The organism is Halioglobus sp. Uisw_031, from assembly GCF_047729875.1.
Lineage (GTDB): Bacteria > Pseudomonadota > Gammaproteobacteria > Pseudomonadales > Halieaceae > Marimicrobium.
In genome coordinates this window covers 152,798-179,640 of record NZ_CP159826.1, presented here as the reverse complement: position 1 = coordinate 179,640, position 26,843 = coordinate 152,798, and the positions used below count along the sequence as shown (strand labels likewise).

27 protein-coding genes are annotated in these 26,843 nt (G+C 54.5%); 19 read left to right on the top strand and 8 right to left on the bottom strand.

All coding sequences use genetic code 11. The features are described 5' to 3' along the window. Together ABXT62_RS00805 and rpmE are read right to left on the bottom strand one after the other, a co-directional pair. On the bottom strand, positions 1–1,251 hold the full coding sequence (locus ABXT62_RS00805) for a malic enzyme-like NAD(P)-binding protein (protein WP_415356648.1): 1,251 nt from the start codon (positions 1,249–1,251) through the stop codon (positions 1–3). Between the two features lie 190 nt (positions 1,252–1,441). Beyond that, positions 1,442–1,657, bottom strand: coding sequence for a 50S ribosomal protein L31 (gene rpmE / locus ABXT62_RS00800; protein WP_415356647.1), 216 nt, complete (start codon positions 1,655–1,657; stop codon positions 1,442–1,444). A 201-nt stretch (positions 1,658–1,858) separates the two neighbouring features. On the opposite strand from rpmE, the gene ABXT62_RS00795 reads away from it, so the two are divergent. From ABXT62_RS00795 to tatC, 14 genes are all read left to right on the top strand, one after another. Continuing rightward, entirely contained in the window at positions 1,859–4,057 is a 2,199-nt protein-coding gene (locus ABXT62_RS00795; RefSeq protein ID WP_415356646.1) for a primosomal protein N', read from the top strand. Positions 4,058–4,167: 110 nt separating this feature from the next. Then, positions 4,168–5,853 carry an arginine--tRNA ligase gene (argS, locus tag ABXT62_RS00790; RefSeq protein ID WP_415356645.1) on the top strand — a complete coding sequence of 562 codons (1,686 nt, stop codon included), beginning with the start codon at positions 4,168–4,170 and terminating at the stop codon, positions 5,851–5,853. A 3-nt stretch (positions 5,854–5,856) separates the two neighbouring features. Further along, positions 5,857–6,450, top strand: a complete 594-nt coding sequence (locus tag ABXT62_RS00785) for an SPOR domain-containing protein (protein ID WP_415356644.1) — start codon at positions 5,857–5,859, stop codon at positions 6,448–6,450. A gap of 94 nt (positions 6,451–6,544) precedes the next feature. Continuing rightward, positions 6,545–7,084, top strand: coding sequence for an ATP-dependent protease subunit HslV (gene hslV / locus ABXT62_RS00780; protein ID WP_415356643.1), 540 nt, complete (start codon positions 6,545–6,547; stop codon positions 7,082–7,084). 8 nt (positions 7,085–7,092) lie between these two features. After that, entirely contained in the window at positions 7,093–8,415 is a 1,323-nt protein-coding gene (hslU, locus tag ABXT62_RS00775) for an ATP-dependent protease ATPase subunit HslU (RefSeq protein WP_415356642.1), read from the top strand. A gap of 8 nt (positions 8,416–8,423) precedes the next feature. Further along, a complete protein-coding gene (locus ABXT62_RS00770) occupies positions 8,424–8,813 on the top strand; it encodes a gamma-butyrobetaine hydroxylase-like domain-containing protein (RefSeq protein WP_415356641.1) in 390 nt (129 codons plus the stop codon). A 96-nt stretch (positions 8,814–8,909) separates the two neighbouring features. Further along, the gene (gene ubiE / locus ABXT62_RS00765) at positions 8,910–9,659 is read left to right on the top strand and encodes a bifunctional demethylmenaquinone methyltransferase/2-methoxy-6-polyprenyl-1,4-benzoquinol methylase UbiE (RefSeq protein WP_415356640.1); all 750 of its coding nucleotides are present in this window, start codon (positions 8,910–8,912) and stop codon (positions 9,657–9,659) included. Position 9,660: 1 nt separating this feature from the next. Further along, positions 9,661–10,302 carry an SCP2 domain-containing protein gene (locus tag ABXT62_RS00760; protein WP_415356639.1) on the top strand — a complete coding sequence of 214 codons (642 nt, stop codon included), beginning with the start codon at positions 9,661–9,663 and terminating at the stop codon, positions 10,300–10,302. Between the two features lie 3 nt (positions 10,303–10,305). Continuing rightward, entirely contained in the window at positions 10,306–11,946 is a 1,641-nt protein-coding gene (gene ubiB, locus ABXT62_RS00755) for a ubiquinone biosynthesis regulatory protein kinase UbiB (protein ID WP_415356638.1), read from the top strand. A gap of 56 nt (positions 11,947–12,002) precedes the next feature. Then, complete coding sequence (gene hisI / locus ABXT62_RS00750; protein WP_415356637.1) at positions 12,003–12,404, top strand: phosphoribosyl-AMP cyclohydrolase; 402 nt, start codon at positions 12,003–12,005, stop codon at positions 12,402–12,404. Continuing rightward, positions 12,401–12,739 carry a phosphoribosyl-ATP diphosphatase gene (locus tag ABXT62_RS00745; protein ID WP_415356636.1) on the top strand — a complete coding sequence of 113 codons (339 nt, stop codon included), beginning with the start codon at positions 12,401–12,403 and terminating at the stop codon, positions 12,737–12,739. The genes hisI and ABXT62_RS00745 overlap by 4 nt, the downstream gene beginning before the upstream one ends. A gap of 37 nt (positions 12,740–12,776) precedes the next feature. Beyond that, complete coding sequence (gene tatA, locus ABXT62_RS00740) at positions 12,777–12,992, top strand: twin-arginine translocase TatA/TatE family subunit (RefSeq protein WP_415356635.1); 216 nt, start codon at positions 12,777–12,779, stop codon at positions 12,990–12,992. A 7-nt stretch (positions 12,993–12,999) separates the two neighbouring features. Continuing rightward, a complete protein-coding gene (tatB, locus tag ABXT62_RS00735) occupies positions 13,000–13,335 on the top strand; it encodes a Sec-independent protein translocase protein TatB (protein WP_415356634.1) in 336 nt (111 codons plus the stop codon). Beyond that, positions 13,332–14,081, top strand: coding sequence for a twin-arginine translocase subunit TatC (gene tatC, locus ABXT62_RS00730; protein ID WP_415356633.1), 750 nt, complete (start codon positions 13,332–13,334; stop codon positions 14,079–14,081). Before tatB ends, tatC begins: the two co-directional genes overlap by 4 nt. On the opposite strand, the gene ABXT62_RS00725 is transcribed toward tatC, so the two are convergent. Next, positions 14,078–14,836, bottom strand: coding sequence for an SDR family NAD(P)-dependent oxidoreductase (locus tag ABXT62_RS00725; RefSeq protein ID WP_415356632.1), 759 nt, complete (start codon positions 14,834–14,836; stop codon positions 14,078–14,080). The two genes, tatC and ABXT62_RS00725, sit on opposite strands and share 4 nt — an antisense overlap. 185 nt (positions 14,837–15,021) lie before the next feature. Here ABXT62_RS00725 and ABXT62_RS00720 point away from each other — a divergent pair, with 185 nt between their 5' ends. Beyond that, a complete protein-coding gene (locus ABXT62_RS00720) occupies positions 15,022–16,839 on the top strand; it encodes an ABC transporter transmembrane domain-containing protein (RefSeq protein ID WP_415358242.1) in 1,818 nt (605 codons plus the stop codon). Positions 16,840–16,876: 37 nt separating this feature from the next. Here ABXT62_RS00720 and ABXT62_RS00715 read toward each other — a convergent pair whose 3' ends face one another. Further along, positions 16,877–17,338, bottom strand: a complete 462-nt coding sequence (locus tag ABXT62_RS00715; protein WP_415356631.1) for an acyl-CoA thioesterase — start codon at positions 17,336–17,338, stop codon at positions 16,877–16,879. Continuing rightward, positions 17,335–18,771 carry a Na+/H+ antiporter NhaC gene (nhaC, locus tag ABXT62_RS00710; protein ID WP_415356630.1) on the bottom strand — a complete coding sequence of 479 codons (1,437 nt, stop codon included), beginning with the start codon at positions 18,769–18,771 and terminating at the stop codon, positions 17,335–17,337. The genes ABXT62_RS00715 and nhaC overlap by 4 nt, the downstream gene beginning before the upstream one ends. A 430-nt stretch (positions 18,772–19,201) precedes the next feature. Here nhaC and ABXT62_RS00705 point away from each other — a divergent pair, with 430 nt between their 5' ends. From ABXT62_RS00705 to ABXT62_RS00695, 3 genes are read left to right on the top strand one after another with little or no spacing between them, the layout of a single operon-like run. Beyond that, positions 19,202–20,344, top strand: coding sequence for a Re/Si-specific NAD(P)(+) transhydrogenase subunit alpha (locus ABXT62_RS00705; protein WP_415356629.1), 1,143 nt, complete (start codon positions 19,202–19,204; stop codon positions 20,342–20,344). Between the two features lies 1 nt (position 20,345). Then, positions 20,346–20,633, top strand: a complete 288-nt coding sequence (locus tag ABXT62_RS00700; protein ID WP_415356628.1) for an NAD(P) transhydrogenase subunit alpha — start codon at positions 20,346–20,348, stop codon at positions 20,631–20,633. 5 nt (positions 20,634–20,638) lie between these two features. Beyond that, positions 20,639–21,997, top strand: a complete 1,359-nt coding sequence (locus tag ABXT62_RS00695; RefSeq protein WP_415356627.1) for an NAD(P)(+) transhydrogenase (Re/Si-specific) subunit beta — start codon at positions 20,639–20,641, stop codon at positions 21,995–21,997. Between the two features lie 82 nt (positions 21,998–22,079). Here the strand turns inward: ABXT62_RS00695 and epmA are convergent, their stop codons facing one another. Further along, positions 22,080–23,033, bottom strand: coding sequence for an EF-P lysine aminoacylase EpmA (gene epmA, locus ABXT62_RS00690; RefSeq protein WP_415356626.1), 954 nt, complete (start codon positions 23,031–23,033; stop codon positions 22,080–22,082). Between the two features lie 25 nt (positions 23,034–23,058). Next, positions 23,059–23,631 carry an elongation factor P gene (efp, locus tag ABXT62_RS00685; protein ID WP_415356625.1) on the bottom strand — a complete coding sequence of 191 codons (573 nt, stop codon included), beginning with the start codon at positions 23,629–23,631 and terminating at the stop codon, positions 23,059–23,061. Positions 23,632–23,784: 153 nt separating this feature from the next. On the opposite strand from efp, the gene ABXT62_RS00680 reads away from it, so the two are divergent. Beyond that, a complete protein-coding gene (locus tag ABXT62_RS00680) occupies positions 23,785–25,464 on the top strand; it encodes a hypothetical protein (RefSeq protein ID WP_415356624.1) in 1,680 nt (559 codons plus the stop codon). A 25-nt stretch (positions 25,465–25,489) separates the two neighbouring features. Here the strand turns inward: ABXT62_RS00680 and serB are convergent, their stop codons facing one another. Continuing rightward, the gene (gene serB / locus ABXT62_RS00675) at positions 25,490–26,707 is read right to left on the bottom strand and encodes a phosphoserine phosphatase SerB (protein ID WP_415356623.1); all 1,218 of its coding nucleotides are present in this window, start codon (positions 26,705–26,707) and stop codon (positions 25,490–25,492) included. Positions 26,708–26,843: the final 136 nt, after the last annotated feature.

Sequence of the window (26,843 nt, the reverse complement as noted above, 5' to 3'; positions counted from 1 at the left end):
CTAGAGTGTCGGCAAATAATTTTGGGGGTAGGGCAGGCGGGCAACGCCGCTATCAACCGCGGCTCTAGCGACCGCAGGCGCAATACGCGTCAGCAAACGTCCATCCAGCGGCTTGGGAATGATATAGTTTGGCCCGAATTCGAGCGCCTCTACCTCACACGCAGCCAGCACCTCGTCAGGAACAGGCTCGCGCGCCAAAGCGCTGAGCGCAAGTACTGCGGCTACTTTCATCTCTTCATTGATGACGGTCGCTCGGACATCGAGGGCCCCGCGAAAAATGAAAGGGAAACCCAACACATTGTTGACTTGGTTAGCATAATCCGAGCGGCCGGTGGCTATGATCAGATCGTCTCTAGTCGCCAGCGCCAGCTCAGGCTTGATCTCGGGATCCGGATTGGAACAAGCGAACACCACCGGGCGGTCTGCCATGGACAGGAGCATTGCCGGGGTCAGCAAATCAGCCCCGGACAGGCCTATGAATACATCGGCTCCTTTAATCGCGTCGGTCAAACTGCGCTTGTCAGTGTGATTCACAAATTCTTGCTTATAGACGTTGACGCCCTCTCGACCATCGTAAATAACGCCTCGGCGGTCAAGCATGAAAATGTTCTCGCGCCGCACGCCCATCGTGAGCAGCAGACGCATGCAGGCGATAGCTGCCGAGCCAGCTCCTAGGCAGGTGATGATCGCCTCTTCCATGCACTTGCCTTGGATTTCAAGCGCATTGATCAACCCCGCGGCGGTTACAATCGCGGTCCCGTGCTGATCATCATGGAATACTGGGATATTACAGCGCTCAATCAGCGCCGATTCAATTTCAAAACACTCTGGGGCCTTGATGTCTTCAAGATTAATGCCACCAAAGGTGTCGGCTATGTTCGACACAGTGGAGATGAACTCTTGCGTATCCTCTGTGTCCACTTCAATATCGATGGAGTTAATGCCGGCAAAACGCTTAAAAAGAAGTGCCTTACCTTCCATGACAGGTTTACTCGCTAGGCTACCAAGATTGCCCAGCCCTAATACCGCAGTGCCATTACTAATGACTGCCACTAAATTACCCTTGCTGGTATAGCGGTAGGCAAGATCCGGATCATGGGCAATTTCACGGCAGGGCGCCGCCACGCCAGGGCTGTATGCCAAAGACAAGTCGCGCAGCGTCTCTGCCGTCGTAGTCAGTTCAATACTGATTTTTCCGGGCGTGGGCTCTGCGTGATAAGACAGTGCATCACGTTTCAAGTCTTCGGACATGGGTCTACCTGCGCTCACCAAAACAATTGCGAAAAAGATCAAAGTGACTATAGAAAAGGCACATCAGTAACAATGCGACAAATCGCCCTTTGATGTATCGCGAGCCCAGCCTGCCGCAATGAATACTACTGTTACTTAGAAGCTAGGACGCTTTAATCGATGCCGCAAAAAGCTTATAACAAATACTTTTCTACCGCTTAGTACCACGACCACCGAAACGCTTGTTAAAACGGTCAACACGACCACCGGTGTCTAAGGTCTTTTGCTTGCCCGTATAAAAAGGGTGGCACAAAGAACAGACGTCAACATGGAAGTCTTCGCACCGTGTTGAACGTGTCTGTACCGTGTTACCACAACTGCACGTGGCGGTAATGGCTTCATACTTGGGATGGATATCCGCTTTCATAACATGTAGCTCCTAGTAATTAGTGCCGCCGCCCAACCGCTGTCAGGCACCGCACTGCGATGGGAGAATTGAACCGCCACAGACGTGAGTGACTCAAAAAAGAGGCGGGCATCTTACCAGACGCAGTGTTAGAAGCAATAGCCCGCCCCATTTTGCTACAATAGCGTCTTCGTTCAATTTTTCGAGTCAACAAGAGGCGAAATGTCCGTACTTCGACTGGCCATTCCATCACCCCTGCGCCGCCATTTTGACTATTTGGCGCCTATTGGGGTCAGCAATGCCGAATTGGTTGGCCTGCAACCGGGAATTCGGCTGCGCGTTCCCTTTGGGCGCCGCGAGGTAACCGGCTATTTGCTGGCGGTGTGTGAAGACAGCGATATTCCCTTGAGCTCTCTCAAGCACGCAGTTGAAATTCTCGATGAGGCACCGCTGATCGATCCACAATTGCTGCACTTATGCCGCTGGGCCGCTGACTACTACCACCACCCACACGGCGAGGTGTTCGGCACGCTGTTTCCCAAGCGCCTGAGGGAGGGCAAACCGCAACAACCGCACGGCATACTAGTTTGGCAACTCACCACCCTAGGGAAAGGCCTGCCGGAGACTGCTCTGCCGCGATCGCCGCGCCAGGCACAAGCGATCAGTCTGCTCATGCAAAAGCCTGTTATTGAGAACACCGAATTCAGGGATAACAGCATAAGTGCCACTGTTCTGCGCAGCTTACAAGACAAAAAGCTGGTCGAGTCTCACATGATGAGTGAGCGCTTACAACCTATTAGAGTCAATGAGGGTTTAACCCTCAACTCTGAACAGTACGCAGCCTTAAATGCAGTAAGCGGTACAAAGCAAGGATTCAGCTGCCACCTCTTGGAAGGTGTCACCGGCAGCGGCAAAACCGAAATCTACCTGCGATTGATCGAAAACTGCCTGCAACAGGGGCGACAGGCACTCATTCTGGTTCCGGAAATTGGGCTGACACCGCAAACTCTCGCACGCTTTCAACAGCGCTTTGAGGCCAACATTGCAGTGTTGCACTCTGGGCTGAGCGATGCCAACCGTTACCAGGCATGGGAAGCGGCCCGCACCGGTAATGCACATATCATTGTTGGCACCCGGTCGGCAGTTTTTACGCCACTTGCATCACCGGGGCTGATTATCGTGGACGAGGAACACGATGGCTCTTATAAACAGCAAGACGGATTTCGCTACTCTGCCCGGGATGTCGCAGTAAAACGAGCTCAGATACATTCAATCCCGATTTTGCTGGGTAGCGCGACGCCATCACTGGAGAGCATTCAAAATGTTGTCGCTGGCCGCTATCAGCACCAGCAACTCACACAACGCGCCAGCAGCGGGGGGATGCCGGATATAAAAGTCCTGGATGTGCGCCGACAAGAACTCCACGCTGGGCTGTCCAAAGGACTACTCGAAGCCATACAAGAGAAGCTGCAACTCGGACAGCAAACCCTGTTATTCCTCAACCGCCGCGGTTATGCGCCCACTCTACAATGCCACGATTGTGGCTGGATCGCTGAATGTCGCGCCTGCGACGCTCGACTGACCATTCACCGCCGCCGCGGGCGTCTGCGCTGTCATCACTGCGGCGACTCGAGCATGCTGCCCAGGCAATGCCCCCAATGCAACAGCGAGCGATTGATGGCCGCAGGTCTTGGCACAGAACAAACAGAAGATTTTCTGCGCACGCACTTCAAACAATGGCCCATCTATCGCGTTGACAGCGACTCCATGCAAAGCAAGGGTTCCATGCAGGCCCTGGCAGAAGACATTAACAAAGGGGAGCCCTGCATTTTACTCGGCACACAGATGCTTACCAAAGGTCATCACTTTCCGGGCGTAAGCCTGGTTGCGGTGATTGATGCCGATGCTTTGCTGTTCAGTACCGATTTTCGCGGCGAGGAACGCATGGCGCAACTCCTCACCCAAGTGGCTGGCCGCGCTGGCCGCGCGGATATCCCGGGCAGCGTTCTACTACAAACACACTACCCCGACCACCCAGCGCTGCTCGCGATGTTGAGCACCAGCTATGCCGAACAGGCCAGAGTACTACTCAAACAGCGACAGGAATCAGGCATGCCCCCCGCAGGGCAACTGGTGGTGTTGCGGACCGATTGCCCAAATGCCGAATACGGCGAGCAGTTCCTGCAAACGCTGCGCGAACGCAGCACGCCTTTCCTCCCCAGCGGTGCCAAGCTAATTGGGCCACTGCCTTCACCCATGCAGCGCCGCGCTGGCAAATATCGCTGTCAATTGCTGCTTACCGCGCCCACCCGCGGGGCCGCCCAGACTGCAGCCAGTGTGTTAGTCGCGAACGCCGAGGCTTTACCTGCGAAGCAGGGGTTAAAGTGGTCGATCGATATCGACCCCCAGAACGTTTTCTAAATACGACTTCTCTAGCCATAGCTGTCGCTTATGATGATAATATAGCTGCTGAGCCAGTCTATTGACTCGCGACCGGCAACTTTTGAAGCAAACCAGGTTACCCCCTCACAATGAAGGAAGAACTCACACGGCTTATTCACCAGGCCCTAGACGCACTGGTTGCCCAAGGCCTGTTGCCGGATGATCTCGCTCCTCAGGTACAGATTGACCACACGCGCGATAACAGCCACGGCGATTTGGCAAGCAACATTGCCCTCTCGCTCGCCAAGTCAGCACAGCGCAAACCGCGCGAGCTAGCAACGCTTATCAGCAATGCCCTCCCGGCGAACTCGCTGGTGAGTCGCACTGAAATTGCCGGCCCGGGATTTATTAATTTCTTCCTGTCAGATGACAGCAATCAAGCCGTGATTCGTACCATTCTTGAACAGGGGACGTCATTCGGCACCTGCAATGAGGGCGGCGGGCGCAAGGTTCAGGTCGAGTTTGTCTCCGCCAACCCAACCGGACCTCTGCACGTGGGCCATGGCCGGGGCGCCGCCGTAGGAGACAGTATTTGCCGCCTACTGGCAGCGACGGGGTGGGATGTATCCAGCGAATTCTATTACAACGATGCCGGTGTGCAAATTCATAATCTGGCCCTCTCCGTGCAGGCACGCTGCAAGGGAGTGGCGCCGGATGATCCTCAATGGCCGCAAGATGGTTACCGCGGCGAGTACATAGCAGAGGTGGCCCAGGCCTTCCTGCTCGGAGCCAGCATTGACGTCCAAGACCACCACGTTGTCGGCTCAGCCGACGCCGATAACGTGGATGACATTCAAGCGTTTGCCGTCGCTTACCTCAGGCGTGAACAGGATCTGGACCTGAAGGCATTCGCGGTGCATTTTGACGTGTATTTTCTGGAGTCCTCGCTTTACGATAGCGGCGCGGTCGAGCGCACAGTGGAACGACTCGTCGAAACCGGCCATTGCTATGAGCGCGATGGCGCACTGTGGCTGCGCACCACCGACTTCGGCGATGACAAGGATCGCGTTATGCGCAAGCGCGATGGAGGGTATACCTATTTCCTTCCGGATGTGGCCTATCACCTCAACAAGTGGCAGCGCGGCTTTGAGCGCGTCATCAACGAGCAGGGTGCAGACCACCACAGCACGGTGACCCGGGTTCGCGCAGGGCTGCAAGCTCTGGATCAGGGCATCCCACAGGGCTGGCCGGATTATGTTCTACACCAGATGGTCACCGTTATGCGTGAAGGCGAGGAAGTTAAACTGTCCAAGCGCGCAGGCAGCTACGTCACCCTGCGCGACCTTATTGAAGAAGTTGGACGAGATGCAACGCGCTATTTCCTGGTGGCCCGCGCACCTAACTCACAATTGACCTTTGATATCGACCTTGCGCTGTCGCAGAGCAATGACAATCCGGTGTATTACATTCAATACGCCCACGCTCGCACTTGCAGCGTGATGCGCAAGCTCGTCGAAAGGGGCTGGGAATGGCAGGTCGAGAAAGCCTTGCAACACTTGGATCAACTTCAGGAGGAGCATGAAAAGAACCTGTTGCGCCGGCTCGACCGTTATCCCGAGGTCCTGGCGGCCGCTGCGCTTAATAATGAACCCCACACAGTGGCCACGTACCTGCGCGAATTGGCCGGGGAGTTTCACGCTTGGTATAACGGCTGTAAAATGCTGGTTGAGGACCGCGACCTACGCGATGCACGGGTCGCGCTCAGCCAAGCGACAGGACAGGTTATCGCCAATGGCCTTGGCTTGTTGGGCGTTTCCGCCCCAGAGGTTATGTAAACAATGGGCCAAGATTTTGCTAAACGAAAGCAGGGCAAAAGTACTCGAAAAGCCCCCGCCCGAAAAACTCAGGCGCAACGACGTTCTGGCGAAGGCCAGTCTCGCGGCAAAGGGCTACGGCTTTATGTTGCGGGGGTTTTAACAGGCGTGTTTCTGAGTTTCATTGGCTACCTCGGGACACTGCCCGATCCGGCAGCCTCAGCGACAGAGACCGGAACACCGGAGCAACCAGAGGTGGTCATTCAGAGGCCGCGCTTCGACTTTTACACCAACCTCACCCAAGAAAGCATTGATGAGGTGCAGGACCAAGTGGAGCCCGCAGCGGATGTCCGTAAACCCCCTACGGCAACTGAACTGCCTGAGCCCTATTTATTACAGGCAGGGTCTTTTAGGCAGCACGACGACGCAGAACGACGTCGGGCTCAATTACTGCTGCTGGGACTGGAGCCTGTCATTGAAGAAATAAGCGGTAGCAACGGCATCTGGTTTCGGGTGTACCTCGGGCCCTTCGAATCCCGCGAGCTTATGGTTAGGGCGCGAGGCCTTACCACGAATCAGAATATAGAAACCCTGTTACTGAAGCGCGGTGGCACCTGACGTCACTGGGGCCCTTGAATTTTAGGCAGATCACCCCATATCAGCTCGACCGGGACCACTAATATCCCATGAGTCAGCCCACAGGAGATAAGACGTGGAACAGTTCCGAGGTACGACCATACTTTCCGTCCGCCGTGGTAACAGCGTGGTGATTGGCGGTGACGGGCAGGTGTCCATGGGCAACACTGTGATGAAAGGCAATGCCCGCAAGGTACGGCGCCTTTATCAGGATAAGGTGTTAGCTGGATTCGCCGGCGGCACTGCCGACGCTTTCACTCTGTTCGAACTGTTTGAAGCACAACTGGAAAAGCACCAGGGCCATCTAGTGCGCGCCGCCGTTGAGTTGGCCAAGGCCTGGCGCACCGAACGCGCCCTAAGACGCCTTGAGGCCTTATTGGCGGTTGCCGACAAGGATACCTCTCTCATTATCACCGGAAACGGCGATGTGATTGAGCCAGAAGACAATCTGATTGCTATCGGTTCGGGCGGACCCTTCGCGCAGTCTGCGGCGCGCGCCTTGCTAGACAACACTGAGCTGGATGCCCGTACCATTGTTGAAAAGGGCTTGGGCATCGCCGCTGACATCTGCATCTACACCAACCACAACCGAACCATAGAACAACTGGATTTTTAGGCCCTAACATGTCCAATATGACACCTCGCGAAATTGTTCACGAACTCGACAAACACATCGTCGGCCAGGAAGCGGCGAAACGTGCAGTGGCCATCGCTCTGCGGAATCGCTGGCGACGGATGCAGTTGCCCGAGGAGCTGCGTGCTGAGATCAGCCCCAAAAATATCCTCATGATAGGTCCCACTGGCGTCGGCAAAACAGAGATCGCGCGGCGACTAGCCAAACTGGCCAATGCTCCGTTCGTAAAAGTTGAAGCGACCAAATTTACAGAAGTGGGCTATGTGGGTCGTGACGTTGAATCTATTGTGCGCGATCTGGTGGATGTGGCGATCAAAATGTACCGGGAGCAGGAGATGACACGCGTGCGCTTCCGAGCCGAAGAAGCCGCTGAGGAGCGTATTCTCGATATCCTGTTACCACCGGCCCGCGATGCCGCTTTCGATTCCTCTTCAAGCACACGGCAGCTGCTGCGCAAGAAGTTGCGTGAAGGAGATCTCGCCGACAAAGAGGTCGAGGTCGAACTAAGCACCAGCCTCCCCAGTATGGAAATCATGGCCCCGCCGGGCATGGAGGAAATGACCAGCCAACTGCAAAGTATGTTCTCTAATATGTCCCAGCAACAAAGCAAAACACGCAAAATGTCGGTCAAGGCGGCCTTAGAGGCGCTGTGCGAGGAAGAAGCGGCGAAACTCGTGAATGAAGATGAGCTCAAGCAAAAGGCTCTGGCAGAAGCTGAACAAAACGGCATCGTCTTTATTGATGAGCTAGATAAAGTGGCCAAGCGCTCCGAGGGCGCTGGGGCCGATGTGTCTCGTGAGGGTGTGCAGCGCGACCTGCTACCCCTGATTGAAGGTTCCACAGTCAGCACCAAGCATGGCATGGTCAAGACCGACCACATCCTGTTTATTGCCTCCGGCGCATTTCACATGGCCAGGCCCTCGGACCTGATACCAGAACTGCAGGGTCGCCTGCCCATTCGTGTTGAACTGTCAGCACTCACTCCCGACGACTTCGAACGCATCCTGACGGAGCCAAACGCCTCACTGACCGAACAGTATCAGGCGTTATTGGCAACCGAGAACTTGGACGTCACGTTCACACAGGACGGCGTGCGTCGCATTGCAGAAACCGCATGGCAGGTCAACGAGAGAACTGAAAATATTGGTGCCAGACGGCTACACACTGTTATGGAGCGACTATTGGAAGAGACCTCTTTCGGCGCGGCCGATACGGGCTTGCAGGACACATCCCTCAAAGTCGACGCCACTTATGTTGACACGCAGTTACAGGAGCTCAGCAGTGATGATGATTTATCCCGATTTATCCTGTGACTGCACCTGTGTCTGAGCAACATAAACCCATCGGGGTTCAGCTGCACAGCCGCTCCAGACAGCTGGAGCTGGAATATGCCGGGGGTGCACGTTACTCCCTGAGCTGCGAATTTCTGCGCGTCTACTCTCCATCCGCCGAAGTCCTGGGTCACGGCTCGGGCCAAGAAGTACTACAGACAGGAAAGATCAACGTCGCTATTACGGCAATAAAGCCGGTTGGAAACTACGCACTGCAGCTAGTATTTGACGACGACCATGACTCCGGCCTGTATTCTTGGCGCTATCTCTATGAGTTGTGTCAGGACCAGGACGCTAAGTGGCAAGATTACCTTGCGCGCCTAGAAAAGGCCGGGGCGGGTCGCGACCCAGATGTACAAGTTCTCAATCTGGGCGCCTAAGCATTTCATTCTTTTCGGGGTAAACCTGTCGACCTGACCAGACGCCCACATCGGGTTATAATACGTCGTAACTCGTAAACCCAAGGCAGAAGCGCCATGAGCGACAAAGAAACCACACACTTCGGCTACAAGGAAGTCGAGAAGGATGCCAAGGCCGGCATGGTCGCCGATGTATTCCATTCGGTGGCAGCCCGCTATGACCTGATGAACGACCTCATGTCAGGCGGCATACACCGTATTTGGAAGCGCTTTACCATCGAACTGAGCGGAGTGCGCAAGAACAACGCGGTACTGGACATCGCCGGTGGCACGGGTGACTTGGCGGCTCGTTTCGCAGAGCTTGTAGGCCCCGAGGGGCGTGTGGTACTGGCCGATATCAACGACTCCATGTTGCAGGTAGGCCGAGACAAGCTGCTGGACCAGGGCCGCCAGGGCAATATCGAATTCGTGCAGGCCGACGCCCAGTTCCTGCCGTTCCCAGATAACAGCTTCGACTGCGTCACCATCGCCTTCGGCCTGCGCAATGTCACCGATATCAACCTAGCCCTGCGCTCCATGCTGCGTGTTCTCAAGCCCGGGGGCCGTTTGCTGGTGTTGGAGTTTTCCAAACCGCAGAACACTCTGCTCAGCAAAGCCTACGATACCTATTCTTTTCGCGTGTTGCCTGTGATGGGCCGATTAGTGACCAATGACAGCGAAAGCTACCAGTACCTCGCCGAATCCATCCGCAAACACCCCGACCAGGGTACGCTTAAGAATATGATGGAAGACGCTGGTTTCTGCCAGTGTGAATACCACAACATGACCGGAGGTGTTGTAGCACTGCACCGGGGCATTAAAGCGTAAAATGACGACGACTATAGACCCCACGCTGCACACTGCCGCACTGGCCGCGCTGGAAGCGGGACTCAACCGCACCCTGGACCTCTCTCCACAAAGCAAGTCGGGGTTGGCGCGACTCGAGGACTGCGTGTTCGCGCTGCATTGTACCGCTCCAACCCTGGACATTTATCTTCACCCTAGTGCCCAGGGCATTCGTCTGGCCGGCACCCATCACGGCCCGGTCACAACAAGCATAAAGGGTGAAGCCTCTGATTTCACCGAGCTAGCGACCTCTCGCGACCCAACTGCCACGCTGATCAATGGTGGTCTCGAGCTCGAGGGAGACAGTGCCCCGCTCATTGCGCTACAACAGGTTTTGGCAACGCTGGACATAGACTGGGAAGCGCCCCTGGTCGACACCCTCGGCGACGTCGCCGGACACCAACTTGCGCAGACATTGCGCCATGCTTTTAGTTGGGGCAAGCAAGCTTCCACCGGCCTGACCCGACAGCTGGAAGAATTCGTCCATGAGGAAGCTCGGCTCAGTCCGCCGCGACTCGAGGTGGAAGATTTCTACCGGGACTTACAAGAGCTGGGGTTGCGTGTAGACCGACTGCAATCCCGCGCAGAGCGACTGCAACTGCGCTTGCAGAACGCGCGGAGCTGAGCCATGTCCCGCGCCATACGACTGGCTAAAATACTGCGCATCGTCGGCCGCTATCGACTGGATGAGTTTGTCGATGTAGAACAGCTCTCCGCGCTACCGCGCTTCGCTCTGGGTCTGGCGCCGTGGCGTTTACACCCCGTGCCAGACCTCCCGCGGGGGGTCCGCCTGCGCCGCGCCATTGAGGAATTGGGGCCAGTATTTATAAAATTCGGACAGATGCTATCGACTCGACGCGATTTGCTGCCGGAAGATATCGCTGACGAACTGGCCAAGCTACAGGACAATGTTCCGCCTTTTCCGCAGGAACAGTCTGTTGCGATTATTGAAAAGGCGCTGGGTAAACCCGTGTCTGAGCTATTTGCCCGTTTCGAAAACACCCCTATGGCCTCTGCATCCGTGGCCCAGGTGCACTGCGCCACGCTGCACAGCGGCGAGCAGGTAGTCGTCAAAGTAGTGCGCCCGGATATCGAGCCGATCATCCGCCAAGACATTGCTCTCCTTTTTACCTTGGCAAGACTGATGGCAAAATATCACCCTGAAGGTCACCGACTGCGTCCGGTGGAAGTTGTATCAGATTATGAGATGGTCATTCTCGATGAGCTCGATATGGGGCGTGAAGCCGCCAACGCCAGTCAGTTGCGCCGCAACTTCGAGAACAACAAGCTGCTCTATGTGCCTGAAATTTACTGGGACTACACCTGCCGAAATGTACTCACCATGGAGCGTATTTCGGGGATTCCCGTCACCGACCTTGAAACTTTACGCGCCCGAGGTACAGACCTGAAACTACTGGCCGAGCGCGGTGTAGAAATATTTTTTACGCAAGTATTCCGCCACAGTTTCTTTCACGCTGACATGCATCCGGGCAATATCTTTGTGGATGCAACAGACCCGGCAGATCCGACCTACATCGGCGTGGACTGCGCCATCATCGGTAGCCTTTCAGACGCAGACCAGTATTACCTGGGCCGCAATCTGCTCGGAATTTTCCGCCGCGACTACCGTGAAGTCGCGCAGCTGCATGTTGAGTGTGGCTGGGTGCCACCCCAAACCCACGTGCAGGACTTTGAATCAGCAATGCGCGCCGTGTGTGAACCCATATTTGAAAGGCCTATCAGCCAGATATCTTTTGGCCAGCTGTTAGTCTATCTGTTCCAGACCGCCAGCCGATTTGATATGGAAGTTCAACCCTCGCTGGTGTTGTTGCAAAAAACCCTCCTTAATATTGAGGGTATGGGGCGTCAGCTGTATCCCGACCTCAATCTTTGGGACACAGCACAGCCCTTTCTGGAAGAGTGGGTACAACAACGCTACTCCCCACAATCTGTCCTAAAACGACTGCAACGCCATGCCCCTTCATGGCTTGAGCAGCTGCCGCAGCTCCCAGAGGCAGTGCTGGACAGCTTGCAACATTCCCGCGGCATCGAGCGACACCCGTCAGAACGGCCACAGCTTCTGAACGAAAAAAAGCGGCAAAAAGAGGGGCGCTCACGTCGGCGACGCCATCTACTAGCAGGCATTGTCTGTCTCGCCGCGGCTGCAAGCACCTTTCCGAACGTTGGACAATATCTGGCGAATGCGCCCCTGATCAGCTGGCTGCTGGCCGGTTTGGGCATAAGCCTGTTCTGGCCCAGAGGCGACTGAATATATGTGCCTCGCCCTGCCATGTGCCATACTGTGATCTCTCATGAGACAACGTTATGACTGAACCCAGCACGCTAGCAAAAGACATCAAGTGGAATGAGCAGGGACTAATCCCCGCTATTGCACAGGATTGGCAGACCGGCGAAGTCCTGATGCTGGCCTGGATGAGCCGTGATGCCCTGCAACTGACGATCAGCGAAGGCCGCGCCATCTACTGGTCACGTTCACGACAGGCTCTGTGGCGTAAAGGCGAGGAATCTGGGCATGTTCAGCGCCTGAAAGAGTTGCGTATTGACTGTGATGCGGACACCGTTCTAATGAAGGTGGAACAAATCGGAGGCATTGCCTGCCACACTGGCAGGCGCGGTTGTTTTTATCGACAACTGAAGGATGGCGTCTGGCATGTCACCGATGACATCATCAAACAACCCGACGATATATACGGGAAAAAATCATGAGTGATGTACTGGAACAGTTGGCTACGACTCTCGCTGCGCGCAGACAGGGCGACCCAGAGCAATCCTATGTTGCAAGCCTGCATCACAAGGGGCTAAACAAGATTTTAGAAAAAGTGGGCGAAGAGGCCACCGAAGTCATTCTTGCGGCCAAAGACGCCGAGCGCGGCGGTGACCGCAACGCCGTCATTGGCGAGGTTGCCGATTTGTGGTTTCACACAATGGTGATGCTGTCACATCTTGAACTCGACACCCAAGAGGTCCTGCTGTGCCTTGGCGACCGCTTTGGTGTCTCAGGACTCGACGAGAAGGCAGCGCGAGACACGCGGGGCAACTGATAAGCTGTCAGCAGTGAATACATATTTGTAGAGGAGAATGGGAATGGGTGGAATCAGTATTTGGCAATTGTTAATTATATTGGCGATCGTGATCATGTTGTTTGGCACCAAACGGCTGCGCACACTCGGCAGCGACATGGGCAGTGCGGTGAAAGGCTTTCGCAAAAGTATGTCGGATGACGGCGAAGCAGCCGAACCGAGCGACGAAGCAGAGCCCGATGAAACAGCGGACACTGCGACGAAAGATAAATAGCGCCTGAATGTTCGATATAGGATTTGCCGAGCTCCTCATCATAGGGGTAGTTGCCCTTTTTGTTATCGGGCCCGAACGCCTGCCTGAGGCTATTCGAACCGCAAGCATATGGCTGAATCGAATCAGGCGCGGGTTCAACGAGATCAAACAAGAAGTTCAACAGGAACTGCATAATGACTCCGTCATGCAGGAACTGCGCAAAGCCGGCGAGAGTTTAAAAAAAGACACCGAGTCTATCGGGTCTGATTTGAAGGACGCGGCCCAGTCGCTGACCCCAGCACGGGATAGCCACGCCATCCCGGGCAAGACAGACCTTGAAGCAGCACAAAAGAAAACCGAATGAGCGATCAGGAATCTACGGACCAACCACTGCCCCTGGTCACACACCTCACGGAACTGCGCGACAAACTGCTGCGCGCCCTGTTAGCCGTGCTGCTAGTGTTTATTTGCCTGTTTCCGTTTGCCAACGATATCTACACATTCGTCTCGGAGCCTTTACGTGCGCTTTTACCTCCAGGCGCAACGATGATTGCCACCGAGGTCGCCTCACCCTTCTTCACCCCGTTCAAACTTTCCCTGGTAACGGCAGTTTTTCTGGCAATGCCCTACGTGTTATATCAGGCCTGGAGCTTTATCGCGCCAGGAATGTACAAGCATGAAAAGCGCCTGGCAATTCCACTGCTCGCCTCCAGTGTTCTATTGTTTTATGCAGGATCCGCATTTGCCTACTACGTCGTCTTTCCACTGATATTCTCTTTTTTTACCAGCGTGGCGCCCCAAGACATCACCATCATGACCGATATCAATAGCTACCTTAACTTCGTGCTGAAATTGTTTTTTGCTTTTGGCTTGGCGTTTGAAATTCCAATCGTAGCGATACTGATGATCTGGGCCGGCATCACCACCGCCGAAGCGCTAGCCAAAAAGCGTCCTTATATTATTGTGGGCTGCTTTATTTTTGGCATGCTACTGACCCCGCCCGACATCATTTCCCAGTCACTGCTGGCGATACCCATGTGGCTGCTATTTGAAATTGGTGTTTACATCGGTGGACTGACGCAGGGTTCCAAAAACCTGGGCGGTCCCTAACGTTTGGCCATCAGACCGCCATCTGCAACCAGAGTAATTCCCGTGGTAAACGCTTCCGAGGCAAGATAAAACACCGGATTGAGAATCTCCTCCGTTTCCGCAATGCGAGGGATCAGAGCAGCTGTCACCATACCTTCGCCGTAATGTGGCAGTGCCGCAATCGCGCCATCGGTCAGATCTGAGTGATAACTTCCCGGAGCCAAGGCGTTGACTCGAATATTCCATGGCGCCCATTCCTGCGCCATCACCTCGGTCAAAGCCTTCAAGGCTGCCTTGGTTGCTGCATAAATACCGGAGTAAGCGGGCGTGCACAAGGCGGCGACTGACAACATGTTAATCACACAGCCACCACCGTGCTCACCCATGCGCGGTGCAAGTCTTGATGCCAGATACCAAGCGCCTTTCAAATTGACATCCACCATCTTATCAAACGCCGTGGTCGTAATCTCCGACAGCGGACCCAGCGCGACATTGATACCGGCATTGTTAACGAGCACATCGACACGACCAAAACGTTCATACGCCGCGGCAATGAGGGCGTCGAGGTCAGCAACCTCACCCATATGGGCGGCATGCGCCATTCCAATTCCACCCGCTTTCTCGATAAGCGCGACCACCTCCTGGCAGGCGGCGATCTTGCGACTGGCGACGACAACCTGAGCGCCCTCGCGCGCAAACCCCACAGAGATGGCTCGACCCAAGCCACGACTGCCGCCGGTTACAATGACCACCTTATCCTTGAACTTATCACCCATTGTTATCATCTCCATCGTAATTTTCTACTTGATACCATTAACACCGCCGAACAATTACACTATCACGAAGCAGCCCGACCACCACGGAACACACTCATGATGTCTACACTAGTTAAACTTTTTGACCCATGTCGCACGGCCTGCGTGCCCGCGCGTCACCAGCCGTTCCAGATCTCACACGCCTGATGTCTTCTCGCGCCAGAAAGGGCCTGCCTGCCCTGCTACCGGTTTTAGCCCTGCTTTCACAGTATAAACTGCGTCTGGTCGGCGCCAGCATCGCACTGTTGTTTACCGCCGGGGCCACTCTCTCGTTGGGACGAGGCTTGCAAGTACTGATAGACCAAGGCTTTGGAGGCGAGTCTAGTACCGGCCTTAAAAGTGCCATTCTACTTCTGATTGCCATCGCAGCGGCCATGGCGGTGGGTACGTTTGTCCGGTTTTATCTGGTGTCCTGGCTGGGGGAACGGATCAGCGCTGATATCCGCAAACGTGTTTTCGAGAACATTGTTCGTCTGCATCCGGGGTTTTTTGAAACCAATCGCAGTGGGGAGATTATGTCGCGACTGACCACCGACACCACCCTGCTACAAACCATCATCGGCTCTTCCTTTAGTATGGCGCTGCGCAGTAGCCTCACCACCAGCGGCGCGCTGGTCCTGATGTTTATCACCAATCTAAAGCTGAGTTTGATCATTGCGGTAGGCGTACCTCTGGTGCTGCTGCCGATACTGGTATTCGGCCGACGGGTGAGGAAGCTGTCTAATCAAAGCCAGGACAGCATTGCAAGCGTGGGCAGCTACGTCGGCGAAGTGATCCAGCATATCCGTGTGGTGCAGAGTTATACGCGCGAACAATTCGAGTCTGAAGCTTTCGATCGCGAAGTAGAGCGCGCCTTTGAAATCGCTCGCCGCCGCATCTGGCAGCGCTCACTGCTCATTTGTGGTGCCATACTGCTGTTGTTCGTCGGCATGTCTGGCATGTTGTGGGAAGGCGGCCAGGATGTCATTAACGGCAGCATGACCGGTGGAGAGCTGGGCGCCTTTGTCTTTTACGCCATTATGGTCGGCAGCGGCGTGGCAACAATTTCTGAAGTCTGGGGTGACCTCCAGCGCGCCGCCGGCGCTTCAGAGCGTCTCGTGGAATTGATTAACACCCAAAGCCTGATTGATGATCCCGTTACCGTGGCGTCAACACCCATCAGTGCACAGCCCGAATTGCATATGGAGCGCGTCTCTTTTTACTACCCCAGCCGGCCCAAGCAACCTGCACTAGAAAACTTTACGCTACGCATTGAAGCCGGTAAAAGTCTCGCTCTGGTAGGGCCCTCGGGGGCAGGTAAATCCACGGTGTTCGAATTATTACAGCGCTTTTACGACCCGCAGCAGGGCCAGGTCTTGCTCGATGGACAGGACGTCCGTGCTATGGGCCTCAAAACATTGCGTGAGCATATTGCACTCGTGCCGCAGCAACCGGCACTGTTTACCGGCGACGTGCGCTACAACATTGCGTATGGCAAGCTGGACGCCACCGATAGCGAAGTTGTTGCGGCTGCTCGCGCTGCTCATGCCCACACCTTTATCACGGCACTGCCCGATGGCTATGGAAGCCATCTTGGGGAACAGGGCGTCAGACTATCTGGCGGACAACGCCAGCGTATCGCGCTGGCCAGAGCGATCCTCAACAACCCGAAAATTCTTTTACTGGATGAGGCAACCAGCGCATTGGACACCGAAAGTGAATATCAGGTGCAACTGGCACTGCAAGAATTGATGAAAAACCGTACGACCGTCATTATTGCCCACCGCCTGTCTACCATTCTGCACGCGGATAATATTGCTGTGCTGGACGAGGGCCAGCTGGTTGCCACGGGCACCCACGACCAGCTATTGGTGAAATGCGAGCTCTACGCTCGCCTGGCCAGCCTGCAATTTCGCGAGCCTGATTTGAACGCTGACAACAGGTCCGATCCATCAAGCGCGCCCTACCTTCACGCGCATAAATGATGCGATGGCACCAATGCCAAAACTATCAAGCCATGCTTCAGCAGGAGTGTATTTCACTCAGTATCGCTGGTCCATAACCAGCAATAAACTCCGGTGGCAAACGCCGGGGGCGGCCGCTACTGAGCTCGACACACACGAAACGCATGCTTGCTCGCAGTAGCGTGACCCCATCTGCGACACGAATAATCTGAAAATGGCGTGCCATCTTCAACTTTCGATCCCAGTCTACAATCCACGTCGCAACCATGGCCTCATCACCCTCCTGAGAAGCCCGCAAATAGTCAAACTCACTGTGGGCGATAACCATCGCTCGATCAAGCTCACGGTAGCAGTTTAGATCCAGGCCCAGGGCCTCCGAGTGGGTCCACGCCGCTTGCTGACACCAATCGACATACACCAGATTATTCGTGTGATTCAGTCCGTCGATATCTTCGGCCCGCACATGGGTGCGCAAAATGTGTGGGCTGGGATAGTCCCACTCCTGATCCAAGTCAGTCACAAGGTCTCCAATGGGGTCAGATCTTCATCCGCTTCTAGCGGTTTTATCGCGAACTGGGTATACCCATAGAGAATAGCGACGAGCGGGCACAGCATGTTGAAAAAGGCAAAAGGTGCATAGGTCAACGTCGCCACGCCCAGTGTTGCAGACATATACGCACCACAGGTGTTCCAAGGTATCAGCACGGATGTCAGAGTGCCGGAGTCTTCCAATGTTCGCGACAGGTTTAATCTGGACAGACCGCGGCGCTGATATTCATCCTTATACATGCGCCCTGGAAGGGCAATGGAAATGAACTGATCTGCGGCCAAAACATTCGTTCCAAAGCAGGTCAGCGCAGTAACCGCGATTAACGAACCGGTGCTCTTTACACCGCTAAGAGCAAGCTGTAACAGTAAAGTCAAAATTCCCGTGCGCTCCAGCACGCCACCAAAACCCAGGGCACAGATAATCAACCAAACTGTGTTGAGCATACTGCTCATGCCCCCTTTACTGAGCAAGGTATCAAGTAACACGTTCCCGCTGTTGGACGTGTAACCGTCGAACAGGCTTATCCAAACGCCCTTGCACAGCGCAAAAAACTTGCCCACATCACCGGAGCCTCCGGCCAGCTTAATCACTGAATCGGGCTGAAAGACAACGGCAAAGACAGCACCCACAAGTGCGCTAACGACGATAGAAGGGTACGCAGGAAAACGTTTGTAGACGAGAACCAGCATCAACAGTAATGGCAACAGCAGGAACACTCCAATATTGAATTCCGTGGCCAGCGCCTTTTGCAATTCATCGATTTCACGAGGCGCAACGGCTTCCGAGTTGCCGATAAAAGCAAACAGCATTAACGCAAGCGCAAAACTGGGCACCGTCGTCCAAAGCATGTGCCGGATATGATCGAACAGGTCCACGCTACTGACTGCAGAGGCCAGATTAGTGGTGTCCGACATGGGGGATAATTTGTCGCCGAAGTAGGCGCCTGAGATAATGGCACCCGCAGTGATGGCCGGTGACAATTGAAAACTGGCCGAGATGCCCATCAACCCGATCCCGAGCGTACCGGCCACTGTCCAGGAACTGCCTATGCTGATCGCGACAATGCCGCAAATAGCAGCACTAGCGGCATAAAAAATACTCGGGTTGAGCACCTCCACCCCATAATAGATTATAGCCGGCACCGTACCGCACAATATCCAAGTACCGATCAGCATGCCTACCGACAATAAAATCAAAATCGGGGCCAGGCCCACATTTATCCCATCAACGATGCCGTTTTGCGCTTCTTGCCATGAAACTCCAACATGCCGTCCGACCAAAGCCGCGACACAAGAGGCCAATATGAGCGCTATCTGATTGGCACCGTAAGACGAATCGGCCCCAAACAGGTACACCGAGGTGGCCAGAAGCGCGACCAGAAAAATGATCGGTATCAGGGCCAAGGCGAGTGTCAGCGGCGGGGGATGCTGCGAAGAAGCCGTTGCGATTGTCTATACTCCTTAAATACTTGCTCAAATAAGTAGAACAGCTGTATGCCCAAGCCTGCCAGAATGCCTGAAATCAGCGATCTGGTACACTCGAAACATCGCTGTGCCGCTTGCCACGTCGCCTGATTTAGCGGGCCCAAAGGCTATATAAAGAAACGCTGGCCGCCCTCAACGGCATTGAGATCGCATTTTGCTAGCATATCGTATAGTGGTATGCATTATTCACGCGGAACAAATGCTGTGCTAAAGTCGCGCCTGCTGGAATATCAATGTCGATCATGGTCGCATTGAGAATCAGACAGGGTTCTTTGAAGCTGACAGAGAGGCAAAATTACCACTCTTCGCCGGCAGAATACATAAACGAAGGTACGGGGTTACACACCGCATGCGCATCGCCATTCCTAAAGAAACTCACCCGGAAGAGAACCGGATACCCATTACACCCGATAACGCTAAGAAGTTGTGCGCTATGGGGGCCGATCTGGTTGTCGAGTCCGGGATGGGCCTCGGGGCCGGTTTTTCTGACTCCGAATACACCGATGCGGGGGCGACTATTTCTCAAGACCGCAATGCGTTGTTCAGCAGCGCAGATCTCCTGCTACGACTGCGCAAACCGCAGCTGGAGGAAATAGCATTAATGAAGCGCGGTGCTATTCACATCAGCTATCTGGACCCCTTCAACGAACATGCGCTGGTGAATGCTTTTAAAGATAGCGGCATTACGGCCATCAGCATGGAGATGATACCGCGCAGCACCCGCAGCCAGAAAATGGATGCTCTGAGCTCCCAAGCGAACCTAGCGGGCTATGTCATGGTCATGCAAGCCGCGACCCACCTGCCGCGCATTTTTCCTATGATGATGACTCCAGCAGGCACGTTGAAGCCGGCCAATGTATTTGTTATCGGCGCGGGTGTAGCAGGCCTGCAGGCCATCGCCACCGCGAAACGTCTAGGCGCCAAGGTCACAGCCTTTGATACTCGCCCGGTAGTGGCAGAGCAGGTGCGCTCAGTGGGCGCGAAATTTCTGGAAATCGACCTCGGCGAAACCGGCGAGACTGCCGACGGCTATGCCAAGCAGCTGACGCCAGAACAAATAGACATACAACAGCAGGCACAAAAAGCAGTGATCGCTAAATCAGACGTAGTGATTACGACTGCGCAGGTCTTTGGGCGCAAGCCTCCGGTACTGGTCACTAAAGACATGATCGAGGGAATGGCACACGGATCGGTGATTGTCGATATGGCGGCTGAAACAGGCGGCAACGTCGAAGGCTCTGTCCCCAATGAGATCGTTCAAATCGCAGGCGTCACCGTGATCGGCAAAGGCAACCTCGCCGGAGAAGTGGCGCGCGATGCCAGCCAGATGTACTCCTCCAATCTGTTCAGCCTTGTGGAGGACAACTGGAACGACGAAGAGAAGAAATTCGTGGTTGATTTCGAGCACGATATTTTGCCCGGTTGCATCATCACCCATGGCGGTGAAGTCACCAACACAACGATCAAGAATATTCTCGAAGGAGGTGCATAACATGATACCTGTTGAAGTTTTCCTCACGTTTATCCTCATGTTGTCCATTTTTCTGGGCTTCGAACTCATCAATAAGGTGCCCGCCACCTTGCACACGCCCTTGATGTCGGGTGCCAACGCAATCTCAGGAGTCACCGTCGTAGGCGCAATAAGCCTGGCCGGCAGCGGCCAGCAGGATCTGGCCAACTGGCTGGGTGCAGCAGCCGTCGCTCTGGCCACTATTAACGTAGTGGGCGGTTACCTAGTCACCGATCGCATGCTCGCCATGTTTAAGAAGAGGGGGAGCTGATCACTATGGATATTCTGACTCAATACGCCTACATCGTGTCCGCGGGACTGTTCATTTACGGCTTGAAGCAACTGAGCTCGCCTGCAACGGCGCGTCGCGGTAACGCTATTTCGTCGCTGGGCATGCTGATTGCCATCGTGGCGACGCTAGTGGGCCAAGATATTGTCGACTTCCAGTGGATTGCCATTGGCATTGTGATCGGCGGCATCATCGGTGGTACGGCTGCGCGAATGGTGCAAATGACTAAGATGCCGGAAATGGTCGCCCTGTTTAACGGGTTTGGCGGCATGGCCAGCTTACTCGTTGGCTGGGCAGCTTTCGCCTTTAGACCCGACGTCGGCACCTTCACGCTGGTTACGATTATCCTGTCCATCCTGATTGGTGGCGTGACCTTTACCGGCTCTATGATCGCCTACGGTAAACTCTCAGAAAGAATTAGCAGCGCCGCGCTTATATTCAGCGGCCAGCAGGTGGTGAACAGTCTCATCGTTCTGGGCATCGTGGGTAGTTCGGTGATGTTTTGTCTGGAGCCCAGCGGTGGCGGATGGCTGTTTTGGGTCATCGGTCTGTCGCTGCTGTTCGGTATAATGGTGGTCATTCCTATCGGCGGGGCTGACATGCCGGTGGTGATCTCGCTGCTGAACTCCTACTCAGGCCTAGCCGCCTGCGCCGCGGGTTTCGCAGTGGACAACAACATTTTGATCGTGGCAGGCGCTTTGGTCGGTGCTTCCGGTATCATCTTGACGCAAGTCATGTGCAAAGCCATGAATCGTTCCCTGACCAATGTACTGTTTTCCGGTTTCGGCAGTGGAAAAGTGGAAACCAGTAAAGTGGAAGGCGAAATTAAGCCCATCATTGCTGAAGACGCTTTCTATATTTTGGAAGCCGCCAGCACCGTGGCCATTGTTCCAGGTTACGGTATGGCGGTCGCTCAGGCTCAGCATGTGGTGAAAGAGCTGGCCGAGTTGTTGGAAAAAAATGGTGCTGAAGTTAGCTTCGGTATTCATCCTGTCGCAGGTCGTATGCCGGGGCATATGAACGTGCTGCTGGCAGAGGCCGACGTCCCCTATGACCAGCTGCTGGAAATGGACGAGATTAACCCACGCATGGAAAATGTCGACGTCGCTATCGTCATCGGCGCCAATGACGTGGTGAACCCTGCTGCCCGGGAAAATGAATCGTCTCCCATTTATGGCATGCCAGTGATTAACGTTGACCACGCGCGCACAGTCTTTGTACTGAAACGCTCTATGGCGTCAGGCTTCGCTGGGATCGAAAATCCACTCTTTTATAAAGAGAATACGCGCATGCTGTTTGGCGATGCCAAGGAATCTATTGCTGGATTGGTGAGAGAATTCTCTTAAGCACGTAGGCGCTGCACACAATGCCGGCCATCACGCCGGCATTTTTTTTGCTACCGAAACATCTGCAGGACTCGACAGGTCCTCATGATCGCTCCCAATCAAAAGCCAACACATCCCTGATGTCAGATGATCCCGTCTTCAGCATCAGCAATCGATCAATACCTAAAGCCACGCCACTGCAATCTGGCAGGCCGCTTGCCAATGCGGCTAACAGCTGTTCGTCTAACGCGCGCTCAACCTGACCACGCTGACGGCGCAAGACGTTATCCCGCTCGAAGCGCTGACGCTGCTCTAGGGCATCGGTAAGCTCACAGTAACCATTGGCCAGCTCCATACCGTCAACATAGAGCTCAAAGCGCTGTCCGACCCTTACATCGCCGGCCTGAACAACACAAGCGAGGGCCGCTTGAGACGCCGGATAATCATAGACAAAACAGACCCCTTCACCAGCCAGCTGTGGCTCAAGCACATGGCTCATCAATAGATCCAGCCATAGATCTCGGTCGCCGCTCAAATTGCCGGGGTCAAGATGGAGGCGAGCGACAGCTTCCAGTTCCGCAATGGTCGCGGTGAAAGGGTCGATCTGGAGACATTGCTGAAACAGCTCACGATAGCTGTACTTCTTTACGGGCCTCGGTCCCAAGCAATATTGGGCCAGATCCGCCACTTCCGCCATCAGCTGATGGTGATCAAAACCGGGGCGATACCATTCGAGTAAACTGAATTCCGGGTTGTGCCGGGAACCGGCTTCGTCACTCCGAAACGCCTTGGAAATCTGAAAGATGGGCTCTGCGAACTCGGCGAGCAGGCGTTTCATCATGTATTCAGGCGATGTTTGCAAAAGCCGCGACTGACCCGAGAATTGCGCAGCTTCGACGATCAATGGCTCAATGGAAGGATCTGTTATGCCGTTGCGACACAGCAGGGGTGTTTCTACTTCGAGGATCGAGCGATCAGAAAAAAACTGGCGCAGCCTAGCCAATACCTCTGCCCGCTGACGAATACACTGAATGTCCGCTACAGGCCGCCAATTCACGTCCGGCTATACTCTGCCACTACAATCAGGACTTGCTCGCGCGGCTCTGGTACTCACCGGTGCGCGTATCGACCCGAATCACTTCTCCCATACTAATGAATAAAGGGACCTTAACCACGGCTCCGGTGCTCAACGTCGCCGGCTTGGTGCCGCCGGTGGCTGTGTCACCCTTGAGGCCCGGATCAGTTTCTGTAATCTCCAACTCCACAAAGTTAGGCGGCGCAACGGATAAAGGCGCACCGTTGTAGAGCGTAATATCACACTTGTCCTGCGCCTTTAGCCATAAATGACTATCCGCTACAGCAGCAGCATCGGCCTGATATTGCTCAAAAGTATCGGGTTCCATGAAATACCAGAACTCGCCATCGGTATACAGATACTCCATATCCCGCTCGACAACATCTGCGCCCTCGAGTGACTCCCCGGATTTAAAGGTACGCTCCCACTGCCGCCCGGTCTTTAGGTTGCGCAGTCTTACCCGATTGAAGGCCTGGCCTTTCCCCGGTTTCACGAGCTCATTATCCATAATACTGCACGGATCACCATCGAGCATGACTTTCAGGCCAGCGCGAAATTCATTCGTAGAAAAGTTTGCCATGACGCTCTCATTTGGTTGCTGCAAAAAGCAGTTTATAATACAGCACGTCGCCCGCCAATGGCAGATTCTCGTATCCGAGTGGCGATGAGCCTCCAATTTAGTCTATTCTTGTTGCATAGGGCTGGGCACAGCTAACATCAGGAGATTGCTTATATGGAACACCCTATAACCCTCAAATTCAAGATCCCACGCCAAGACCTGCTCGCGTTGTCACTGTTTGAGCCCGATACCGAGGCCGCCAGCAGTTGGGCTCAGAGCCTACCACTCGCCAATGGCACCGCGCCGGCCCGATTACTCGTTCAGGCATTGAATGATCTCAATCGGACGCCGCTCTCACCCCAACTTCGCGACAACATCATGGAAGTTCTGCGCCCCAAGATCGATGATGCCCAGGCCAATCTATCCAAGCGATTTCTTAATCAACCGTTAGTGATGCCAGAAGCGTCGCAAACAGCAGCGAAACTCAGCGACAGGCTGCTCACCCTGAGCACTACCGCCTTCACCATCATCGCCATCGAGACGATTCAGAAGCACAAGACTGTCCACGACACCCATCCTGCACGCCTCACCTGTCAAGCCATACAGCAAGCGCTGATCTTCGCGGGACGTAAAGTCCTACAACGTTTTCAGCTCCACAGGTCCATCGATGTTCATGGCTGGGAAACATTGCACCAGCTCTATGCACTTGCCCTTAACCAGCGCCTAGCCGACCTTCCCGTACCGAAGTCACTCTCCGGCGGCGACACCATCACTGCAACTTACTTACAGGCAATAATGATCAGCTGCTGCAATCCCAATCAGTTGCTCCAGGGCGAGCTGACAGCGCTGCACCGCGGGCTACAGCAGTGGAGCAAGCTGATAAAACTTGACCCACACAAGAATGAAAACAGCCTGTTTATCGTCGACTTGGATAGCGACCACCCTCCACTGTACAGTGCCTTCTATCGCAAACCTCCGGGGCCACAATGTCGCCTTATCGATTGCACATTACTGATGGAGCAGTTGGAAATACTGAAGAAGGAAACAGGCACCCACGGCACCACTTTCGACGAGAGCATCCACGCGTCCGTCAGTTTACTCGACCACCTGATTCTGTCTCTTTGCAGTGTCAGTCCACGCAACTTTAAACGGTCAGCCTCTAGCAATCCGCTGTGGCTATGTCTGGGGCTTAGCAGCACCCATTATCACGTGGCTGGCAAACGCCTGTTCGAGGACCTGCTCGATGACGACGACAGACAGCAGGGCTCACACGCAGCAGACGACCCGTTTCCACCGTCCAATCTTACGCCCGATGAACGCTATCCCATTTTCAAGGCCCAACTCGCCGATACCAGCCCCGGTGGCTATTGTGTAGAGTGGCCTACTGATTCGCCCTGCGACATCAGGGTCGGCGAGGTTGTCGGATTGAAAGAAGACACAGGAAAAAAAGACTGGCTGATTGCCGTCATCCGCTGGTTAAGACGGATCGATAATACTAAAACTCTGATTGGAGTTGAGCTCCTTAACCCTCGAGCAGTCGCGTATGGCGCCAGCATTCAACACAAGACTGGCGAGAAAACCGCGCCCATAAGAGTGTTGCTGCTGCCGGAGGTCACGCTAGTGGGTCAACCGAATACATTGATCACCCCTAGGATCGGCTTTAGGGAGGGACAAAAACTCACGCTTGGGAACGGCATCGAAAGTCACGACATCAAGCTACTGCCAAGTATTGATTCAAGGGCGACGTTTCAACAGTTCCAGTTTAGCTACCCAAGAGAATTAGGCGATGTACTGGCTGAGGGCCAACAGGGACAATTGAACGTGTATTACGACTCGCTATGGAGCAAGATTTAGCGCCATCACATGACGCCTTTAAAACCTAGACTTTGCTCTGTTGCTTGTCAGAAATACCCAGTAAATAAAGGATCGCATCCAGGCCCAAAGTCGATATCGACTGCTCCGCTGATTTTTTCACCAGGGGTTTTGCGCGAAAAGCAATTCCCAATCCAGCGATGCTCAGCATCGGCAAATCGTTAGCGCCATCACCCACGGCAATCACCTGCTGTAAGTCTATGCCTAGATCATCCGCCAATTGCCGCAACAGTTGAGCCTTACGTGCACCATCAACAATCTCGCCCTGAATTTTGCCCGTGACCACACCTTGGGCAATATCGAGTTCGTTTGCATAAACGTAATCCATACCTAATCGCGCTTGCAGGTGCTTGGCGAAATAGGTGAAGCCTCCTGACAGTATGGCCGTCTTGTACCCCAGCGTGCGAAGCGTGGAAATCAAATGCTCCGCGCCCTCGGTTATTTTCAATTCGCTCGCCACGCGGTCCAGTGCACTCTCTTCTAGTCCTTCTAGCAGAGCGACACGGGCGCGAAAGCTCTCACTGAAATCGATCTCTCCCCGCATGGCGCGCTCGGTTATCGCGCTGACCTGCTCACCGACTCCCGCCAGTTTGGCCAACTCGTCGATAACCTCTGCCTCGATCAGTGTCGAATCCATATCGAACGCCACGAGCCTCCGGGTACGGCGGTACATATTATCCTGCTGGAATGCCAGATCAACCTCCAGCACGCCCGCGACCTCCAGTAATTCCCTGCGAAAGACGGCAGAATCGCGTATAGAACCGCGAGCTGAAAACTCCACGCAGGCCTTGCTCAGAGCAGGCGGTTCTCCGAGCGGTATACGACCTGACAAGCGGTTGATGCTATCGATATTAAGGCCATGTTTGGATATCACTGCGGTCACACGTGCGAGTTGGTCCGAGGTGATTTTGCGCGCCAACAGCGTAATGATGTAGCGCGCCAGACCCTGAGCCTCAACCCAGTAGGAATAGCTTTCGGGGGATACCACGCTGGTAACCGCGCGCAAATCTCGCTCCAATGCGAAATTACGTACCGCCTCGACCACCTGTTCGCCGGCGTAGTTCTCGGACAGCTCCACCAACAAGCCCAACGACAAAGTGGCGTGTATGACGGACTGGCCAATGTCGAGAATACTCACGGAATGGTCCGCCAGGATCGCCGTCAATCCAGCTGTGAACCCCGGCTGATCTTCGCCGGAGATAGTGATAAGGAGTATATGATTCACTTAACGGGTTCCACAGTTATCTTGGTGCGCCATTCTACCTGTTCGTGACAAGGGCTGAAAACCTCACTTTCAATAGCCTCAAATCCCATATTCAATCTCAAGGGCTCAAAAAAGGATATTTGCCGCCGTGTCTAGT

Excerpts from the sequence above, each read along its gene's own strand:
- ABXT62_RS00805 (WP_415356648.1), bottom strand. The coding sequence starts at position 1,251 with ATGTCCGAAGACTTGAAACGTGATGCACTGTCTTATCACGCAGAGCCC.
- rpmE (WP_415356647.1), bottom strand. The coding sequence starts at position 1,657 with ATGAAAGCGGATATCCATCCCAAGTATGAAGCCATTACCGCCACGTGC.
- ABXT62_RS00795 (WP_415356646.1), top strand. The coding sequence starts at position 1,859 with ATGTCCGTACTTCGACTGGCCATTCCATCACCCCTGCGCCGCCATTTT.
- argS (WP_415356645.1), top strand. The coding sequence starts at position 4,168 with ATGAAGGAAGAACTCACACGGCTTATTCACCAGGCCCTAGACGCACTG.
- ABXT62_RS00785 (WP_415356644.1), top strand. The coding sequence starts at position 5,857 with ATGGGCCAAGATTTTGCTAAACGAAAGCAGGGCAAAAGTACTCGAAAA.
- hslU (WP_415356642.1), top strand. The coding sequence starts at position 7,093 with ATGTCCAATATGACACCTCGCGAAATTGTTCACGAACTCGACAAACAC.
- ubiE (WP_415356640.1), top strand. The coding sequence starts at position 8,910 with ATGAGCGACAAAGAAACCACACACTTCGGCTACAAGGAAGTCGAGAAG.
- ABXT62_RS00760 (WP_415356639.1), top strand. The coding sequence starts at position 9,661 with ATGACGACGACTATAGACCCCACGCTGCACACTGCCGCACTGGCCGCG.
- ubiB (WP_415356638.1), top strand. The coding sequence starts at position 10,306 with ATGTCCCGCGCCATACGACTGGCTAAAATACTGCGCATCGTCGGCCGC.
- hisI (WP_415356637.1), top strand. The coding sequence starts at position 12,003 with ATGACTGAACCCAGCACGCTAGCAAAAGACATCAAGTGGAATGAGCAG.
- ABXT62_RS00745 (WP_415356636.1), top strand. The coding sequence starts at position 12,401 with ATGAGTGATGTACTGGAACAGTTGGCTACGACTCTCGCTGCGCGCAGA.
- tatA (WP_415356635.1), top strand. The coding sequence starts at position 12,777 with ATGGGAATGGGTGGAATCAGTATTTGGCAATTGTTAATTATATTGGCG.
- tatB (WP_415356634.1), top strand. The coding sequence starts at position 13,000 with ATGTTCGATATAGGATTTGCCGAGCTCCTCATCATAGGGGTAGTTGCC.
- tatC (WP_415356633.1), top strand. The coding sequence starts at position 13,332 with ATGAGCGATCAGGAATCTACGGACCAACCACTGCCCCTGGTCACACAC.
- ABXT62_RS00725 (WP_415356632.1), bottom strand. The coding sequence starts at position 14,836 with ATGGGTGATAAGTTCAAGGATAAGGTGGTCATTGTAACCGGCGGCAGT.
- ABXT62_RS00720 (WP_415358242.1), top strand. The coding sequence starts at position 15,022 with ATGTCTTCTCGCGCCAGAAAGGGCCTGCCTGCCCTGCTACCGGTTTTA.
- ABXT62_RS00705 (WP_415356629.1), top strand. The coding sequence starts at position 19,202 with ATGCGCATCGCCATTCCTAAAGAAACTCACCCGGAAGAGAACCGGATA.
- ABXT62_RS00700 (WP_415356628.1), top strand. The coding sequence starts at position 20,346 with ATGATACCTGTTGAAGTTTTCCTCACGTTTATCCTCATGTTGTCCATT.
- ABXT62_RS00695 (WP_415356627.1), top strand. The coding sequence starts at position 20,639 with ATGGATATTCTGACTCAATACGCCTACATCGTGTCCGCGGGACTGTTC.
- efp (WP_415356625.1), bottom strand. The coding sequence starts at position 23,631 with ATGGCAAACTTTTCTACGAATGAATTTCGCGCTGGCCTGAAAGTCATG.
- ABXT62_RS00680 (WP_415356624.1), top strand. The coding sequence starts at position 23,785 with ATGGAACACCCTATAACCCTCAAATTCAAGATCCCACGCCAAGACCTG.